Source organism: Shewanella sp. NKUCC06_TVS (assembly GCF_019345515.1).
GTDB lineage: Bacteria > Pseudomonadota > Gammaproteobacteria > Enterobacterales > Shewanellaceae > Shewanella > Shewanella oncorhynchi.
Window position 1 is genome coordinate 26,529 of the sequence record NZ_JAHKQX010000015.1, and the last position, 16,950, is coordinate 43,478.

The following is a 16,950-nucleotide window of genomic DNA, read 5'->3' on the forward strand; positions in this document are numbered from 1 at the left end:
ATTCCTGCAGATCTGTATTTCATGCCTTAATTGATCGGCGCGAATCGCATCTCTCTTATAGTGGACTCAATTCCTGATCCCCTAAAGCGAGATGCATCATGACTAAAGAGATGAACCGTACTCGGTACCTGACCTTAGTTGGTACTATTATCACCCAGTTTGCACTCGGCTCAGTTTACACTTGGAGCCTGTTCAATGCGCAGTTGGCCGTTAAGCTCGACGAACCCGTCAGCCAAGTGGCATTTGTGTTTGGTTTGCTGAGTTTGTCTTTGGCCGTGGCATCTTCCATGGCGGGCAAATTACAGGAACGCTTTGGCGTACGTAATGTCACCTTAGGCGCAGGCCTGTTACTCGGTGTTGGATTCTTACTCACTGCCCAAGCCAGTAACTTGATGATGCTTTACCTGTGCGCAGGGATTTTAGTGGGCTTTGCCGATGGCACTGGCTACTTGATGACCTTGTCTAACTGCGTGAAGTGGTTCCCTGAACGCAAAGGGCTGATTTCGGCGTTAGCGATTGGCGCTTATGGTCTAGGTAGCCTCGGATTTAAATACATTAACGTGCTGTTACTCGAAAACACTGGCCTTGAAACCACCTTCCAACTGTGGGGCCTGATCGCCATGGCGCTGGTGTTATGTGGCGGTATGTTGATGAAAGATGCGCCTGCACAATCAGCCGCAAGTCAGCAAGCCGAAAGCCGCGACTTCACTCTCGCAGAAGCCATGCGTAAGCCGCAATACTGGATGCTGGCGCTGATGTTCCTGTCGGCCTGTATGAGTGGTTTGTATGTGATTGGTGTGGCTAAAGATATCGGCGAGAAGATGGTCGACTTGCCTGTACTGGTCGCCGCCAATGCTGTTGCTGTGATTGCTATGGCGAACCTCAGTGGTCGTTTAGTGCTGGGTATACTGTCGGACAAAATCCCTCGCATTCGGGTTATTTCGCTGGCGCAGATCATCACCTTAGTCGGTATGGTGTTACTGTTGTTCATTCCTTTGAATGCTAACCTGTTCTTCGTTGCGGTTGCCTGCGTTGCCTTTAGTTTTGGCGGTACTATCACTGTTTATCCATCATTGGTGAGCGACTTCTTCGGCCTGAATAACCTGACTAAAAACTATGGGGTTATCTACTTAGGTTTCGGTATCGGCAGTATTATCGGTTCGATTGTCGCCTCGTTATTTGGTGGCTTTATTGCAACCTTCAACGTGATTTTAGTGTTGCTGGTGGTGGCGTTAGTCATGTCATTAACCATTCGTATGCCTGAGCCCAAAACTCCTGCGTCAGCTAAGAGAGCGACTAAGAGTACGCCTCGCTTAGTGAATATGACGGCCGAATCTGCATAGGCGCAAGCTAAGCTTTTCCTCTTTAGCCAAAAGCTAACACAAAAAATCCGCAGCCAAATGACTGCGGATTTTTTACTTTTTATTCCGTATTTTATGGGCGAGGTTGTTATTCATTTAAGGCTCATTGACTTATCTATGTGATTGCACTTTTGATGTTAGCTCTGTGCTGCCTCTTTTTTATCACACCAACAACAGGTAACTTGATAGCCATAAAGCGTTATTCAGGATGTGTTGATGTTAACGGACCCTCTTTTTTGGTTGGTGGCGATACCTGCAGTATTGATTACTGGGATTTCTAAATCCGGTTTTGCGGGTGGCGTGGGCGGCTTAACTGTCCCGCTATTGGCGCTGGCCATTAGCCCTGCTACAGCGGCGGCAGTCATGTTACCACTGCTGATTTATATGGATTTTTTAAGTGTTCGTTCCTGGTGGGGGCAACATAATCCGCGTCATTTATGGATCCTCTTACCCGCGGCGATTGTGGGAATTTTTATCGCTTATCTGTTGTTCGATCGATTAAACGAAGATTACTTACGGGTGATTCTAGGCTGTGTGTCCTTAGGTTTTGGTTTGTATGGTTTGATCCTTGGGGATAAAACTCAAGCATCACCTTCACCTCTGGTTGGGCGCTTGTGTGGCTTAACAGCAGGATTTACTAGCTTTGTTGCCCATGCGGGCGGGCCGCCACTTAACGCTTATTTGTTGCCGTTGCGCTTGGCCAAGGCAGAGTTTTTAGCCACTGCCGTGGTGTTTTTTGCGGTGGTGAATCTGGTTAAACTTGTTCCTTACAGTTTGCTTGGGCAGATTAACCAAGAGAATATTATCGTTTCTCTGTTATTGGTGCCGCTTGCATGGTTAGGGGTAAAGTTAGGTTTGTTCATTCAAGATAAAATTGACGATAGGTTATTTAAACGCATCATCTTGATTTTAATGGTGCTGGTGGGTGTGCGTTTATTGTGGACGGCGTTATAGTTTTAAGCTTTAGGTTATATTAGTCTGCTAGAGTGCGCGGGTGTTGGGGCGTTTTGATCCCCAGCCGCCTGAATTTACCTGATAAAAACTCAAAATTACGTTACTGTGAAACCTGCCTGCAATGAGTTTGAAGCTATGAAACGATTACTGATAGTTATCTTAGCCTTAGGCCTTGGCGCTTGTGCTAGCGCGCCAGAACCTAAGCCTGTGGTAAAGCAAGTTGAACCCGCCACGGTTTGGAATGATAGCAATATCTCCGAACTGCATTCTGAATGGCGCGGAGTACCTTATCGCCTTGGTGGTGGCACTAAGCGTGGCATAGATTGCTCGGCTTTTGTGTCTGTCGCCTATCAGAAGATGTTGGGTATGACCTTACCGCGCACAGTCGAAGAGCAACAAGCTTTAGGTAAACCTGTGCCGAGAAATCAACTGCGCAAGGGTGACTTGGTATTTTTCAAGACAGGTTGGAGCACACACCATGTCGGCATTTATGTAGGAGGCGATAATTTTCTCCACGTTTCCACTAGCCAAGGGGTGAAGATTTCGAGCCTGCATAACAGTTATTGGGCGTCTAAGTATTGGAATGCACGGCGGATTTAGCCCTTTGACCGTTTTTATCTTTTGAATGGCTCAACTTGCAGTGAGAATGCCTGAGCCAATCTCCCTTTATGGCATGTTTTTATCGGCCCAATGCTGCTTTGCTTTGGGGAAGGCGTTTGTCATCAATGAACAATTTTTAAATTCCGAGTGTTTAAACGGTGTTGCGCGAACCCCATCACGTTTTAGTCGCCCCCTTTCCTGAGCATTTATGCTATTTTAGCTGCGGCTTAAGGTCGAAGCTGTAGCGGCTTCTTCCATGCTTGATGTCGACAATTTTCACTTCGGCATGTTTCATTTCAACATCATTGGGGATTTCCTATGAGCAAAGCAAAAATCGGTATTGTGACGGTCAGCGATCGCGCCAGCGCGGGAATTTATGAAGATATCTCAGGCAAGGCGATTATCGACACGCTCAACGACTATCTCACCAGCGAGTGGGAGCCGATTTATCAAGTGATCCCCGATGAGCAGGATGTGATTGAAGCGACGCTGATCAAAATGGCCGACGAGCAGGATTGCTGCTTGATTGTCACTACGGGCGGCACTGGCCCAGCGAAACGCGATGTCACCCCAGAAGCGACAGAAGCCGTCTGCGATCGCATGATGCCAGGCTTCGGTGAGTTGATGCGCGCCGAGTCATTAAAATTTGTGCCTACCGCCATTTTGTCTCGTCAAACCGCAGGGTTACGTGGCGATTCATTGATTGTGAATTTGCCCGGCAAACCAAAATCGATTCGCGAATGTTTAGATGCCGTGTTCCCCGCCATTCCTTACTGTATCGATTTGATGGAAGGCCCGTATTTAGAGTGCAATGAGTCGGTTATCAAACCATTCAGGCCTAAGGCTAAGTAAGCTTCTATCTAGCCTGTAAAAAAATAAAGCCACTGAAAATCCAGTGGCTTTGTTGTTTGAGGAGCTTAGGGTTCATAACTGATTAATCTGCTGCTTTAGCTCGTACTCTGGCTCTGTCACTATTTTTTCAAGCACTTGTACTCGCTCAATTAGTCTTAGTTTTGTAGGCTGAGTTGAGTCACTTTGTCCCCAAGTTTATCAATCGAAGCGCCCTATAAACCGAAGATCACTTTTTCACTCTTGAGTGACCTTTCCATGCCAAAGGCGAGCAATACCGCAATGGCGAGTGTGCCTAAGGTCGAAACCAGTAACTGCAGCATGGGCAAGTCTTTACCTTTGATAAAGTCCATTAATGCCTGTTGCTGACCCGAGACGGGCAACCACTGCAGCATATCTGGCGCTATGTTGTAACTGGCGGCCATCGACAGGGCTAAGGGCACAAATAGCACCATAGTCAGATAGGACTGAGCCTCCTTAAAGGTTTTCGCCATAAAAGACACAAACAGTTGCAGACAAGCGGCCATTAACGCGACGGGGATGCCGACCACTAACATCAGCAGCATAAATTCTGTGGTGATGTTGACGCTAAAGCCTAATTCCTGCCATGGCACAAAGGCGTAGGCGATTTTAGACACCAGCAAGATCAGCACTAAACCGAGCAAAGCGAACAAGCTTACCGCAATAATTTTTGAGAGCACTAATTGGCGAGTGGTCAGCGGATGGCTCAATAGCAGGGCCAAGGAGTTGCGTTCGCGCTCACCGGCACTGGTGTCGATAGCTAGGTTCATGCCCGAGATAAATACCGAGTAAATCATAGTGAAAATGGCGATACCTAAGATCATTCCACCCTTAGAGTCTGTGGTGGCTTTGTCTTGCACATTCACCTTGAGCGGCTGCACCACGCGCGGGTCGATACCGCGGGCAATTAAACGTAAACTGCCCATTTCAGCGCTGTAGGCCTGTAGTTGTTTCTCGAGTCTGCGAATCGAGTTCTGCAGTTTCTCCTCTGAATTATCGGCCACGATAGTGATTTCGGCGCTTTTGCCTTGGTTCATTTGCGCGGCATAGTCGGTGCTGATGATCAGTTCTATTGCTTTAAGGTCTTTGGCGTCAGAGCCATCGGCTGCGCCTTGAGTGATGCCTTTATTTGATAAAAATCTTACTAAATCCGGTGCTTTATCGGGATTTTTAATGGTGATTTTCAAATCATCGGGGCTGGTTAGCTGGCCAATTAACACCATAAATAGGCCGCACATGATCAACGGTGTGCCTATGGCGTAGTACAGACCCGCCATCACAGAGCGCTTATCGCGGGCGGCATCGATGAGTTCTTTACGAACCATAGCGATTATTTTATTCATGCTGTCATTCCCTTATCCATGATCTTATCTATCTGAGCTTGTACATCATTGATGCTGCCTGCATTCTTGTTAGTTTGAGTCATCATGCCGCTATCCCTTCATCCGTGCCGATAAGTTGAATAAAGGCTTCTTCGAGCGAGTCTTTGCCCGTTTGAATGCAAAGCTCTGTTGGGCTGCCAATGGCGACGACTCTGCCTTGGGCCATGACGATCACTTGGTCACACAGAGCGGCGACTTCCTGCATCACATGGCTAGAGAACAGCACGCAATGTCCTTGATTTTTAAGATCGATAAGAATGTCACGCAGTAGGCGAGTGCTCATCACATCCAGCCCACGGGTCGGCTCGTCGAGGATAATATTGCTCGGGCTGTGGACGATTGCCTGTGCGAGGGCGGTTTTCATTCTTTGTCCTTGGGAGAAGCCTTTGCAGCGGCGATCGCTAATGTCTTCGAGGCGCAATTTCGCAATCACTTGGCTGGTGGCCTCTTTGGCCTCCTTGGGTGATAAGCCGCTCAGCTCGGCAAAATAGCGAATGTATTCCCGTGGTGTTAAGCGTTCATACAGACCAAAAGGGTCGGGGAATAGCCCGAGTTGCTGCTTAGCGCCAATAGGGTCGATGGCGACATCTATGCCTTCGATTTCAGCCTTGCCGTTATCGGGTTTCAGCAGGCCAAAGATAGTGCGTAAACAGGTGGTTTTACCTGCCCCGTTCGGGCCGAGTAATCCTGTGATTTGGCCGTTTTGTGCGACGAAACTTAAGTCATTCAGCGCCTGCACGTCACCGATGCGCTTGGAAAGATGGGATACTTTAATCATGGCTTATTCCTTAGCTCCAGTGCTGGCGTGATCATCTGTTGTCGTGGTTTTTGTGCTGGTCGCATTAAGCGGTTCTACCGAGCTGGCATTTAAATAAAAGCTACGGCGCACATCTTTGTTCAAACATTCGCCGTCGAGATCGTTGACTGAGCCCGAGCGAACGAGATCGGCAATCAGGTTATTGGCGCAGGATTGATAGGCCACACCGTGGGTCGCATAAGGAGCGACAAAGTGCTTGGCATTGGTGAGTTTTTCCATGGCTAACTCGCCCCAGCTTGGTGGGGTGGCGGGGTCGATTTCGCCGGATAACAACAAGGTCGGAATGTTACTGTTAATGGGCTCGCTAAAGCTGTCATCGACCGCAGGGACTTTCCATACTGAACAAGTCGCCTCTAAGCCTTCGAGCATGGTTCTGCCCATAAAGGATTTTTTGGCCTGCTCGCGCATGGTTGGGGTAATGCGGTGCATATCTTCGCCACAGACCACAGAGGCGTGCATGCCCATCGCCATGCCAGCATTGTCGATAGTGAGGGCATATAGGCCGAGTATGGGTTGGAAGTTGTTTTTCGATGCTTGATGAATCGCATGGGGCAAGAGGGCGCGCACATTGGCTTGATACAGCGCCATGCGGATCGAACCAGAGAATTTACCGCGCGTCATGGTCAACATGGTTTTTTCGCCCGTGACGGGATCGTAAACGTTTTCCATCACAGGGCCAGTGGCGAGCTTAGCGTCGACTCGCTCAAAGTCTGCCTTTAACTGGGGAAATTGGCTGTTACAGGCGGCGGTTGCTTGGCAATCCTTAAATAATAAGTCGAAGCCACGATCAATCGCCGAGCCAATTTCTAATACGCTTTGTTGCATCGGCACTATGCCGTCTAAGGTCACTGTGGCTAAGTGTGCCGGGTATAAACGCATGTAAAGCTGCGCCATACGAGTGCCGTAGGAGATGCCGTAAATATGCAGTTTTTTATAGCCTAAGTGCGCTCGTACGGCTTCGAAGTCTTTAATCGCATTGAGGCTGCCGTATTGAGTCACGTCGGCATCAATTTTGGCTAAGCATTTTTGCGTTTCGGCTAAGGTATCGACATTATCGTCATCGAAGGACAGTGGAGATTGAGCTCCTTCATCGCAGGCCAGTACATTCGAACGGCCAGTGCCCCTTTGATCGATCAGTAAAATATCCCGCTGTTGGCGGACTTTGCTCAGCATGGCATCGAAACCTGCCGCGTTCTCTATGGCCGATTGTCCTGGGCCGCCTGCAATCGCCAGCAAGGCTTCTTCATGGTTGGCATTTTTCACCGCAGGCAAAACAACGTAATGCACTTGGATCTGTTTGCCATCGGGTTTGTTAGGGTTTTCTGGCACAGTCACAAAACCGCAGTTTAGACGATCGGATACGCCTTCCACATAACAAGTGTCGGTGTCATTCGCCATGTTCCTAGCTATATCAGCTGTCGCTTGTGTCTCTTGGCTTTTCACATCACTCGCCCACGTCGCCGTACTTGCCATTGCCAGTATGAGGGCGCTCATTCTCAAAGTACGCGTGCGCCATGTGGCACTAGTCGCACCATGGCGTGGCTGAGTTGGCACAAGGCGTTGAACTGTGTTGCTTAACTTCCTGTGTGTCATGCTATCTATCATGCGCGCTTTCCTTTTTGCATTTCAGGACGAGTTGTAAATTTAGATACAAAATATCGGTATATTAATGTGTTAACAAGGTGTGAGCGGGCAGTGCTGGGCGTTTTTCATGTCAACCTAAGTTGTTGTGAACCTATTTACAAGCACTGAAACGAACAAGTTGTGTTTTTTTGGGGATAAGAAAAACTCTGGCAAGGCGATGTCATTAGCAGATAAAAGCCTATTTACAGCGTGATTTGGGCGACATTTGCACAACATTAGAGCAAAAACTCTTAGTTTTTATTTGGCCTTCAGGTAGAATGCTGCAAAAGCGGTACACTTGTAAGCTAAAAAGGTGAGTCTCTTATGTCTCTCGATCAATATCATGTTATTCGACTACTACAGCAGCAGAGTGAGTCTTTAAAAGACGCAGTAGCGCTGGAAGGTTTTGAAATGGCCGCTCCTTGGTATCAGGTGAGTTGGCAAGCCTTCGACCAAATCAGCAGTAAAATTGCACAAGTGTTGATCGAACTTGGCGTACAAGTGCAAGACCGTTGCGTTATTCTGGCGCAAAACTGCCCGCAGTGGACTTGTGCCGATGTCGGCACTCTCAAAACTCGCGCCGTTGTGGTGCCAATTTATCCCACCAGTACCGTCGAACAGGCGAGCTTTATCGTTAACGACGCCACCGCTAAAGTGATTTTTGTCGACGATGCTAAGCAATACGCCATGGCGTGTGAGTTGCAAGCCTTATGCCCAAGCCTAGAGCATGTGATTGTATTCGATGCCAGCGTGACACTCGCTGCCGATAAGGCCAATCAGCATTGGCATCTAGATACCCTACTGGCGGGTGACACTCAGTTAAACATTGAGCAAGAAGCCGAGCTTAATCAGCGTTTACAAGCTGCAAATCTCGATGATTTACTGACCTTAATTTATACCTCCGGCACGACGGGCGATCCTAAGGGCGTGATGCTGGATTACCGTAATATGGCGTCTACCATACGCCAGCACGATCAAAAACTGGCCTTCCATTCTGGCGATGTGTCTTTGGCATTTTTGCCATTGAGCCATGTATTTGAGCGCAGTTGGAGTTTCTACGTCTTGTGCCGTGGCGGCCATAACGTCTATCTGCAAAATACCCAAAGAGTGAAAGAGGCGATTAGCGCCGTGCGTCCACATACCTTGTGTGTGGTGCCGCGTTTCCTCGAAAAAGTGTATAGCGCCGTACAAGATAAAGTCGCCAAATCAGCCGACGGTCGTAAGAAGTTGTTTGCTTGGGCGATGCGCGTCGGCCAACATCAGTTCGAAGTTGGCCAAGGTCGTGCTAAGGGTGGATTGTGGTTGTCGCTGCAATGGCGTTTGGCGCACAAGCTGGTGTATAGCAAGCTGCAGGCTGTGCTTGGTGGCCGTTTGAAGTTTATGCCTTGCGGTGGGGCAGCCTTAGATGTGAATGTCGGTAGTTTCTTCCATGCGATTAATATTCCGGTACTTTGTGGGTACGGTATGACAGAAACTAACGCGACTGTGACCTGCAATACCTTGGGTAATCGAGTGCCAGGTTCCAATGGACAACCTTTGCTGGAAACCGAAATTAAGCTAGGTAAGGACGATGAGATTTTAGTCCGCGGCGCCACTGTGATGCGCGGCTATTACAATCGTCCTGAAGATACCGCCGCTGCGTTTGAAGATGGTTGGTTAAAAACTGGCGATGCAGGGCGTTTCGATGCGAACGGCAATTTATTTATTACCGATCGTATTAAAGAATTGATGAAGACCTCTAACGGTAAATATATCGCGCCGCAAAGGGTTGAGGGCGCCGTAGGCTGTTGTCCTTTTATCGAGCAAGTGGCGATTATTGCTGATGCGCGTAATTATGTGACCGCCTTGATTGTGCCAGCGTTTGAGTCACTGGAAGCGTGGGCGAAGGACAAAGGGCTGAAGTATGAGTCACCTTTAGAATTGCTGCGCCATAGTCATGTGGTTGAGCATTTTGAGCAGCGCTTAAAGCAGTTACAGCATGAGTTGGCTGGTTTTGAACAGATTAAAAAGTTCACTCTGTTGCCTGAAGCGTTTTCGATGGAAGCTGGTTTAATCACCCCAACGCTCAAGCTGCGCCGCAAGATGATTTACCATAAATACGCCCATGAAATAAATGCTATGTACAACAACTAATTGTTAAGTTGTTGTTGCTAAAGGCCGCAGAAGCGGCCTTTTTTTTATCTACTACTTCCTGAAGTGCTTTTCTTCGCTTAAAATTCGCCCCGTTTACTGGTGCGCATGAGGCGCGAGGCGTCGGTATAAAAGGTGTAGTTAAATGGAACTTTCGATTCGTAGTTTATTCACTGCAGTGAGTGCGGTGTTGTTATCTTCTTTAACTGTCATTCCTGCAGCTGACGCTGAGGATTACGACAAAATCGTCCATGGCCCAGTGGACTTGCCTAACGGGCAATGGCTCAATTTCTATCAAAAAGATCATAAAGTGTGGGGCGAAATGCTCTATGGCGATGCGCCCGGCGTGCGTCTTGATGATTATGGTTCTGCTGAAGTGGTTGCGGTTTTTTACCTCGATTTTGATAAAGGTGGCACCAAAGAAGTGGTTGTCATGCTTAAAGATGCCGATGGTCAGCATTTACGGGGCTATGGTTTTGAAGGGGATGATCTCACAAAACTCCCCCGTCTACAGGTTGTGCTCGATGAAGTGGCACCAACCTTAACCTCGTTTACCGTGGGTAGCGTTCGTAAAGTGTTAAGCCAAATTCCGCCGCAACAATACCGTATGACCTATGATGTTGACGCGATTGAAGATCCCGCCATTAAAGCGATTGTCGATGGTTCTACTAAGCTCAAGCCGACCTTAGTGGGTTATCGTAATTCCGAAGGTTCACCCGTCGATGTGAAGACCGCCGTCGAATATAAATTACGTTATCCACTCACTCGCAAAGATAAAGATGCCCAAGGGATTGAGCGCCAATATAGCTTAGTGACCACCTTTGATCGCAGTGGTTATAGCGAAGAAGACGGCAGTTTTGTATTAGTGAGTGTGGCCTTTGAGGCCGATGACTTTGATTGGCTTAAAAGTGGTGGTGCCGTGATCCCTAAAACTGGCCCATCCTACGATTTTATGAGTATGAGCATGGCGAGTACTTGGGCAGGGCTTGCCAGTGAAAGTCATTATGCCCAAGGCGTGCTCGATGGCCCGTATGCAGCCTACGATGGTCGCAATGGTAGCGTGGTTTACTCTGGTAACTACAAACAGGGCAAAAAAGTCGGTAAGTGGATGGAGACAGAGAACCAAGCCATTTATTGGGAAGGCGAATATCTTGACGGTAAAAAGCAAGGTAAATGGATTGCACAGTCGATGTTCGATGAGGCCGATAGCTTTGGTTTTGCCCATTACAATCAGGATGTGCTCGACGGCCCCTACGAAGTCTATGAGCCCGATTATGACTCCAGTGCAGAAGGCGATAAGCGATTAGTGGCAAAAGGTATTTATCTTAATGGCGTAAAAGATGGCGAGTGGCTTGAGGCTGATGGCAGCAAAGGCCAATATCAAAAGGGTGTCAAACAAGGTCCTTGGGTCGATAAAGTGACGAGCGGACATTTCCGTGATCAAGTAGGTGAAGGCGCCTATCTTGCAGGAAAACGCACTGGCCCTTGGGTATTTAAAGCCGAAGATGGGACTCGTACCGAAGTGAATTATGTCAATGGCTTACGTCAAGGAGAGTCTAAATCATTCGACAAAAATAATCTGATGTTTAATACCCGCCATTATGAGCAGGGTCGCCTTAATGGTCAGAGTATTTGGTATTCAAGTCCGAATGTCGTGGTGGATATCGCTAACTACCGCCAAGGAGAGCTGGATGGTCAGCAAATGCGCTTTAATCCCCAGAACGGTGAGCTGACTGAACTAACGAGTTATAAATTCAATGAAGCGGTGACGCTTAAGCCTTCGCACGATGAATGTATTATGCGTGAGAATCCCTACTCAGATGATTGTGAAGGGGTGATTAATGGCAAAAATGAAGCAATTTCATCGATAAAACACGGTGAGCAACGCGAGTATCATAGCAGCGGCTCCCTGTATAAATTGGCTTATTACACCAATGGCGCTGTAGATAAAGAATATCAGTTTGATTCAAATGGCCGTTTATTAAATTTAAAAACGTACAAAGCGGGTAAGGAATACGGCCCAAGTATCAGTTATTCCACTGATGGTGGTTACTCACTCTCCCGGTATGGTCACCAAGTGAATAACCGTGTCTCTGGCCCCCATTATAGTTTCTATCCTAATGGGCAATTAAGAAGCCTGTGGAACTACTGCCAGCAAGAAGGCGAAATGTGGAACGGTGAACCTTACTACTGGGATAACGCCATTGCGCGCTGCGGTATACAGCGGGAGTACTTTGATAATGGTGCCGTGAGTTGTATTGAAGACCTCGATAGCAATTATGCCGTGGATAAAGTGTGTTACGACATGAATGGCAAGATAGCGAATGAAATGCTGCGTATCGATGAACAGCATGTGATCCACAAGCGCTACATTAACGGTGTCATCTATTCCGAAGAGCCGGGTTTTGCCGATTACTCACATATCACTAAGGGCCGTAAGATTTATCACTTAGAGAACCCAAAAACTCATGGGGTGTATAAGTCTTATAAAAATGGCAAGTTAGAATACGAGAAAATGTATGATATGGGTAAGGCTGGATGCCTTAAAAAGTACGATGCTAACGGCAAGCAAACCCCAGAAACGGCGAGTTGTCAGTTTTAAAATGCTGGGTTTGGGCTAGTGGCTAGAACCTGTTTGGCTTAGGATAATGGATGAGTTTGGTGGTTGGTTTAATTACGTTAATCACCACGCTCTTCCATTCATAAAATAATAAAAAGGAAGTTTGCATGTCAGCCACAGAATACAGTCTCGAAATCAATCCAAGATTTACTGAAACCGACGGCCTAGGTCATATCAACAACACTGTTATCCCCGTATGGTGCGAAGCGGCGCGCACGCCAATCTTTGAGATTTTTAATCCCGAGTTAGATTTGCATCAGTGGAACTTAATCGTCGCGGGGTTTACCGTGGTATTTATCGCGCCGACTTACTATGGCAAGAGTGTCACAGTAAAAACCTATGTTAGCCGTATCGGCAATAGCAGCTTCGAACTGACCCAAACCTGTTGGCAAGCGGGCAACAAGACCGCCGAAGTAAAAACTACCTTAGTGCACTACGATTACAGCAGTGAAAAAAGCCGCCCGATTCCTGAAGAAATCCGCGAAATGCTCGCTAATCTGAATGGTGAAAGTGCTTAGTCTGCTTACTCTTTCGGTCAGCGCAATTGCAATTGCGCTGCTGAAGCGTTAATTTGTCGACCCGTTAACCGTGATGCAGATCACTTGTCTGTATCGCTTAATTTTTATCGGTTCGGATTAACCATGAGATTCTATTTTACCCGCATGCGATCGAAGGACATTTGTCCACCAAGACAGCCACTTAAAAAGATTGTGTGGTCATGGATTGGGGCTTTCTGTGGCATTTACTTGGTCGCGAGTCTCGCAAATTATATGAGTGAAAACCTCGTCGACACTATGTTTGTCATTGGCTCGTTCGGCGCGTCGGCTGTGCTAGTGTACGGTGCACCGCTGGCGGAGTTTTCTCAGCCGCGTAACTTGATTGGTGGCAGTGTGTTATCGGCCTTAATTGGGGTCGCAGTGTACCAAGTGTGTGGCGATTATGTGGTGCTGGCGAGCGCCTTAGCGGTATCCCTGTCTATCGCATTCATGTACCTGACTCGCACTCTTCATCCTCCGGGCGGAGCAACGGCATTGATTGCCGTGATTGGCGGTGAAAACGTGCATCAACTCGGCTTTCTTTACGCGTTAATGCCAGTGTTCCTCGGCTCAGTATTACTCTTACTGGTTGCGCTGGTGGTCAATAATCTCTCCACCGATCCCAAGCGCCATTACCCTGTTTATTGGATTTAGCGAACTCGTTTTTAAATCTGCCTATTTTAAAAACTTCTGTACATACCAGCAGGTGGCTTGGATAGTAAACTCTTGGCCTTTAGCCCACTTTAAGCCGTGGCGCACTAAGCGTTCGGCAAGGCCTTTACCGCGCAGTTCGTTGGGGACAAAGGTGCGGCTAAAATCGATATCCTTGCCTGATAATCGGTATTCCAACACGGCTTCATAGCCGTCGACAGGGATAATAAAACGCTGTCTATCCTGTTGATGTTCAATGGCGATCTCGATATTTTCGTTATCTGACATACATGCTTCCCTCAAGGAGTGGCTTAAAGTGTGCTGGCAATTCGTTATTGATTTTAATAGCTTAAGCGATTTCGTGTTGTTTGAGAATTGTCAGCAGTTCTGCTGGTAACTCAGCTTTTTTGCCCGTTTTAAAGTTAAACATCACCGCGACTGAAGTACCTAACGTCGTTACTGCCTGCTGCTGTTTACTAAAAGCCTGGTAATGCATGGTAAATCTATCGCTGTGAATATCGCTAATACTGACACTCACCAATAAAGTATCGGGGAAAGTCACTGGGCGTTTATAGCGAGCCTGATTTTCGCTGATTACGGGGCCAATACCGGATTTATACAGGGTATCTAGCGGGAAGAGACGATTGAAAAAGTCGATACGTGCCGTTTCAAAATAGCGGAAATACACCACATTATTAACATGCTGCAAAGCATCCATTTCGCCCCAAGCAACGGGGATTTGGGTAACGATAGGGTGCTGTGCGAGAAACTTTTCCATTGCCTGTTCTTGTACATCTTCTTGCAACTGTTCTTGTTTAAATCCCATGATAAAAATCCCAAGTTAAAACGCTCGTTTAAGCGGCCAGACTAGCAGCATAAGATTGCTGCGACAAGTCTTGGCCTAAGCTGATACTGTGGCTGATAATGGCAAGCAATGCAGATATGAGTAATGTCTTTAACGGGTTAGGTTGAACTATGTATATTGGACAAGCGGCAAAGCAAACAGGGCTGTCGATAAAAGCGATTCGCTTGTATGAGGAGTGGGGGCTAATCGACACTCCCGCACGTCAGGGGCGTTATCGTATTTATAGTGCGGCGGATATTAGGCTGTTGTTGCTGATCAAAGAGGCCAAAGCCCTCGGCATTAAGCTTATCCAACTAAAAGATTTACTCGAACAAGGCGATAAGCATGCTCAGTTAGCCACAGTGCAGGCTTTTTTGTTGGGTATTAAAGCGGATTTTTTACGCCAGATAAGTGAGTTAGAACATAAAGTCACTCAGTTAGATGCCTGTATTGATGGGCTCACCTCCTGTGAATCGCAGCTGTTACCTTAGGTCTTGACTCTCCCCTTAGGGGCAGAGTTTATGCTATTTGCCACATTGACTGTTATGGAGTTTCATCGTGGCAAAAAAGATTTTAGTGATCTGTGGTAATCCTAAGGCGCAGAGTTTTTGTGAGCATCTGGCTGAAACCTATGTCCAAGCGGCGGCAGATAAACACTCAGTGAGAATCGTCAAACTAGCTGAGCTGAATTTTGACCCGAATCTGACCTATGGTTATCGTCAACCTCAGCCACTCGAAGCCGATTTGCTAGCGTTTCAAGCGAATATCCAGTGGGCGGAGCATGTGGTGATTATCACACCGATTTGGTGGGGCGGTATTCCTGCTAAGTTTAAAGGCTTAATCGATAGGACATTTTTATCTGGATTTGCATTTCAATATGAGAAAGGTAAATTGATACCCGCTAAGTTGCTGCGCCATAAAACTTCGCGAATTATCATGACTATGGACACGCCGCCTTGGTATTACAAGTGGTTTCAAGGCGCTCCCGCGCTGAAACAGCTTGATACCGCCACTTTAGTTTTTAGTGGTTTTAAGCGGGCTAAGTCCAATATGTTGGGGCCAGTGATGAGTACTAAGGAGCCGCAATTGCAACAATGGCGAGCGTTGGTGCAGCGGCTGGGGAATTTAGGTTTGTAGAATCTAGCGAAACAAGGAGTGGGCTGTGATTAAACAAGTGGGCAATACTCTTATTCAGCCAAAACACAGAGCGTCCTGCCATTGCGGTGCCGTGGTATTGGAGTTGTCATTGCCTAATGGCATCGAAAATCCACGCCGTTGCGATTGCTCTATCTGTCGCCGTAAGGGCGCAATGGTTGGCTCTGTGCCGCTGGCGGGGATTAAGATCCTCAAGGGGGAGGATGCACTGAAACTCTATGAGTTCAATACCAAAACTGCCAAACACTACTTCTGCTCTATCTGCGGTATTTACACCCATCACCAGCGACGTTCCAATCCCCATGAGTATGGTTACAACATTGGTTGCCTCGAAGGGGTTAACCCATTCGATCTCGAAAATGTGCCCACGAATGATGGCGTTAACCATCCTGCGGATCGTTAGATTATGAATATAGGTCAGTTTGCTGCACTCACTGGACTGTCGGCGCATACGCTCAGATATTACGAGAAAATTGGCCTACTGCAGTCTGTCGTTCGAAATGGCAGCGGGCATCGTGATTATGCGGCGAAAGAAGCGGAATGGATTGGGTTTATCAATCGCTTAAAAGAAACGGGCATGCCGTTAAAGCAGATATTGACCTATGCCGAGTTGCGTGCCCAAGGCGATGCAACCGCTGGCCAGCGACAGCAGTTGCTCGAGCAACATGCAACACAATTGGCTGAGCGTATTCGCCAAGAGCAGGAGCATTTGGCTGCCCTTAAGCAAAAAATTCACTATTACCAAACTCATTTTAGTGGCTAAGCTCAGTCGCTAACATTTGTGGTTAAATGCTAAAAAGCTAATATTATTTACTTTTCTATTTGCTTGCTTGTGTCTCTAGTCGGCGGGCAAAACAGAGGGCCAGTTTTACTGATCCGCATTGCCTGTGTCATCCATCAATGAACCATTGACTTAGAGTTAACTCTAAGGTTTAGGCTGCTTGCTGTGATTTAATCCAACAGGAGCTAAAAATGAGTAATCAAAGATATGTGCAGGGCCTCGCTAAACTGACTGAAATCGACGGTGAGGCGGGGGAGAAAGTCATCCGCAGTCTTGCCGATATTTGCCCTGCCTTAGGCAAGTACATTATCGAATATCCTTTTGGGGATATTTATCAGCGTGAAGGGCTCGACCTTAAGACGCGAGAGCTAGTGACAGTTGCCGCACTCACGGCGCTAGGGCATTGCCAGCCACAGTTAAACGTACATATTAATGGCGCATTGAATGTGGGTTGTACGCCGCAGGAAATTGTTGAGGTGATATTGCAAATGTCGGTTTATGCTGGCTTTCCTGCTGCACTTAATGGCATGTTTGCCGCTAAAACCGTATTTTCTGAGCGGGAGTTAAGCGTCGTTTAGTTAGTCCTGAGTCAGGTTTATCGATTTGCAAAAGTGACCATAAGGCCG

Annotated in this window: 18 protein-coding genes; 13 read left to right on the forward strand and 5 right to left on the reverse strand. The window is 47.5% G+C overall.

Annotated elements, in window-relative coordinates; translation table 11 throughout:
• Window positions 1-98 precede the first annotated feature (98 nt).
• The 4 genes from KO531_RS16285 (at window position 99) to mog (ending at window position 3,767) form a co-directional block, all read left to right on the forward strand.
• Window positions 99-1,343 carry an MFS transporter gene (locus tag KO531_RS16285; RefSeq protein ID WP_105250909.1) on the forward strand — a complete coding sequence of 415 codons (1,245 nt, stop codon included), beginning with the start codon at window positions 99-101 and terminating at the stop codon, window positions 1,341-1,343.
• 234 nt (window positions 1,344-1,577) lie between these two features.
• A complete protein-coding gene (locus KO531_RS16290; RefSeq protein WP_113941215.1) occupies window positions 1,578-2,315 on the forward strand; it encodes a sulfite exporter TauE/SafE family protein in 738 nt (245 codons plus the stop codon).
• 135 nt (window positions 2,316-2,450) lie between these two features.
• On the forward strand, window positions 2,451-2,915 hold the full coding sequence (locus tag KO531_RS16295; protein ID WP_105250911.1) for an NlpC/P60 family protein: 465 nt from the start codon (window positions 2,451-2,453) through the stop codon (window positions 2,913-2,915).
• Between the two features lie 318 nt (window positions 2,916-3,233).
• The gene (mog, locus tag KO531_RS16300; protein ID WP_106648670.1) at window positions 3,234-3,767 is read left to right on the forward strand and encodes a molybdopterin adenylyltransferase; all 534 of its coding nucleotides are present in this window, start codon (window positions 3,234-3,236) and stop codon (window positions 3,765-3,767) included.
• A 212-nt stretch (window positions 3,768-3,979) separates the two neighbouring features.
• Here mog and KO531_RS16305 read toward each other — a convergent pair whose 3' ends face one another.
• The 3 genes from KO531_RS16305 to KO531_RS16315 form a co-directional block, all read right to left on the reverse strand.
• Window positions 3,980-5,128, reverse strand: coding sequence for an ABC transporter permease (locus tag KO531_RS16305; RefSeq protein WP_219251697.1), 1,149 nt, complete (start codon window positions 5,126-5,128; stop codon window positions 3,980-3,982).
• An 82-nt stretch (window positions 5,129-5,210) separates the two neighbouring features.
• Entirely contained in the window at window positions 5,211-5,945 is a 735-nt protein-coding gene (locus KO531_RS16310; RefSeq protein WP_173242482.1) for an ATP-binding cassette domain-containing protein, read from the reverse strand.
• Window positions 5,946-5,948: 3 nt separating this feature from the next.
• Window positions 5,949-7,589, reverse strand: a complete 1,641-nt coding sequence (locus KO531_RS16315; protein WP_219251698.1) for an alpha/beta fold hydrolase — start codon at window positions 7,587-7,589, stop codon at window positions 5,949-5,951.
• A gap of 342 nt (window positions 7,590-7,931) precedes the next feature.
• On the opposite strand from KO531_RS16315, the gene KO531_RS16320 reads away from it, so the two are divergent.
• The 4 genes from KO531_RS16320 to KO531_RS16335 all read left to right on the forward strand — a co-directional run bounded on the left by KO531_RS16320 (window position 7,932) and on the right by KO531_RS16335 (window position 13,547).
• On the forward strand, window positions 7,932-9,740 hold the full coding sequence (locus KO531_RS16320; RefSeq protein WP_219251699.1) for a long-chain fatty acid--CoA ligase: 1,809 nt from the start codon (window positions 7,932-7,934) through the stop codon (window positions 9,738-9,740).
• 142 nt (window positions 9,741-9,882) lie between these two features.
• On the forward strand, window positions 9,883-12,339 hold the full coding sequence (locus tag KO531_RS16325) for a hypothetical protein (RefSeq protein WP_219251700.1): 2,457 nt from the start codon (window positions 9,883-9,885) through the stop codon (window positions 12,337-12,339).
• A gap of 125 nt (window positions 12,340-12,464) precedes the next feature.
• Window positions 12,465-12,875 (forward strand): thioesterase family protein, encoded by a 411-nt coding sequence (locus tag KO531_RS16330; protein ID WP_219251701.1) that lies wholly within the window; start codon window positions 12,465-12,467, stop codon window positions 12,873-12,875.
• Between the two features lie 123 nt (window positions 12,876-12,998).
• A complete protein-coding gene (locus KO531_RS16335; protein ID WP_105250927.1) occupies window positions 12,999-13,547 on the forward strand; it encodes an HPP family protein in 549 nt (182 codons plus the stop codon).
• 21 nt (window positions 13,548-13,568) lie between these two features.
• Here KO531_RS16335 and KO531_RS16340 read toward each other — a convergent pair whose 3' ends face one another.
• A complete protein-coding gene (locus KO531_RS16340; protein WP_219251702.1) occupies window positions 13,569-13,832 on the reverse strand; it encodes a GNAT family N-acetyltransferase in 264 nt (87 codons plus the stop codon).
• 61 nt (window positions 13,833-13,893) lie between these two features.
• Window positions 13,894-14,322, reverse strand: coding sequence for a thioesterase family protein (locus KO531_RS16345; RefSeq protein ID WP_113941276.1), 429 nt, complete (start codon window positions 14,320-14,322; stop codon window positions 13,894-13,896).
• 197 nt (window positions 14,323-14,519) lie between these two features.
• Here KO531_RS16345 and KO531_RS16350 point away from each other — a divergent pair, with 197 nt between their 5' ends.
• From KO531_RS16350 to KO531_RS16370, 5 genes are all read left to right on the forward strand, one after another.
• On the forward strand, window positions 14,520-14,879 hold the full coding sequence (locus KO531_RS16350; RefSeq protein ID WP_219251703.1) for a MerR family transcriptional regulator: 360 nt from the start codon (window positions 14,520-14,522) through the stop codon (window positions 14,877-14,879).
• A 67-nt stretch (window positions 14,880-14,946) separates the two neighbouring features.
• A complete protein-coding gene (locus tag KO531_RS16355) occupies window positions 14,947-15,525 on the forward strand; it encodes an NAD(P)H-dependent oxidoreductase (RefSeq protein WP_219251704.1) in 579 nt (192 codons plus the stop codon).
• Window positions 15,526-15,550: 25 nt separating this feature from the next.
• Window positions 15,551-15,946 (forward strand): GFA family protein, encoded by a 396-nt coding sequence (locus KO531_RS16360; protein WP_105250932.1) that lies wholly within the window; start codon window positions 15,551-15,553, stop codon window positions 15,944-15,946.
• A gap of 3 nt (window positions 15,947-15,949) precedes the next feature.
• On the forward strand, window positions 15,950-16,306 hold the full coding sequence (locus tag KO531_RS16365; protein ID WP_198573875.1) for a MerR family transcriptional regulator: 357 nt from the start codon (window positions 15,950-15,952) through the stop codon (window positions 16,304-16,306).
• Window positions 16,307-16,515: 209 nt separating this feature from the next.
• Window positions 16,516-16,902 (forward strand): carboxymuconolactone decarboxylase family protein, encoded by a 387-nt coding sequence (locus tag KO531_RS16370; RefSeq protein ID WP_219251705.1) that lies wholly within the window; start codon window positions 16,516-16,518, stop codon window positions 16,900-16,902.
• The last annotated feature ends 48 nt before the right edge of the window (window positions 16,903-16,950 follow it).

Excerpts from the sequence above, each read along its gene's own strand:
- KO531_RS16320 (WP_219251699.1), top strand. The coding sequence starts at position 7,932 with ATGTCTCTCGATCAATATCATGTTATTCGACTACTACAGCAGCAGAGT.
- KO531_RS16345 (WP_113941276.1), bottom strand. The coding sequence starts at position 14,322 with ATGGAAAAGTTTCTCGCACAGCACCCTATCGTTACCCAAATCCCCGTT.
- KO531_RS16340 (WP_219251702.1), bottom strand. The coding sequence starts at position 13,832 with ATGTCAGATAACGAAAATATCGAGATCGCCATTGAACATCAACAGGAT.
- KO531_RS16325 (WP_219251700.1), top strand. The coding sequence starts at position 9,883 with ATGGAACTTTCGATTCGTAGTTTATTCACTGCAGTGAGTGCGGTGTTG.
- KO531_RS16350 (WP_219251703.1), top strand. The coding sequence starts at position 14,520 with ATGTATATTGGACAAGCGGCAAAGCAAACAGGGCTGTCGATAAAAGCG.
- KO531_RS16295 (WP_105250911.1), top strand. The coding sequence starts at position 2,451 with ATGAAACGATTACTGATAGTTATCTTAGCCTTAGGCCTTGGCGCTTGT.
- KO531_RS16285 (WP_105250909.1), top strand. The coding sequence starts at position 99 with ATGACTAAAGAGATGAACCGTACTCGGTACCTGACCTTAGTTGGTACT.
- KO531_RS16335 (WP_105250927.1), top strand. The coding sequence starts at position 12,999 with ATGAGATTCTATTTTACCCGCATGCGATCGAAGGACATTTGTCCACCA.
- KO531_RS16290 (WP_113941215.1), top strand. The coding sequence starts at position 1,578 with ATGTTAACGGACCCTCTTTTTTGGTTGGTGGCGATACCTGCAGTATTG.
- KO531_RS16305 (WP_219251697.1), bottom strand. The coding sequence starts at position 5,128 with ATGAATAAAATAATCGCTATGGTTCGTAAAGAACTCATCGATGCCGCC.
- KO531_RS16365 (WP_198573875.1), top strand. The coding sequence starts at position 15,950 with ATGAATATAGGTCAGTTTGCTGCACTCACTGGACTGTCGGCGCATACG.
- KO531_RS16330 (WP_219251701.1), top strand. The coding sequence starts at position 12,465 with ATGTCAGCCACAGAATACAGTCTCGAAATCAATCCAAGATTTACTGAA.
- mog (WP_106648670.1), top strand. The coding sequence starts at position 3,234 with ATGAGCAAAGCAAAAATCGGTATTGTGACGGTCAGCGATCGCGCCAGC.
- KO531_RS16370 (WP_219251705.1), top strand. The coding sequence starts at position 16,516 with ATGAGTAATCAAAGATATGTGCAGGGCCTCGCTAAACTGACTGAAATC.
- KO531_RS16310 (WP_173242482.1), bottom strand. The coding sequence starts at position 5,945 with ATGATTAAAGTATCCCATCTTTCCAAGCGCATCGGTGACGTGCAGGCG.
- KO531_RS16315 (WP_219251698.1), bottom strand. The coding sequence starts at position 7,589 with ATGATAGATAGCATGACACACAGGAAGTTAAGCAACACAGTTCAACGC.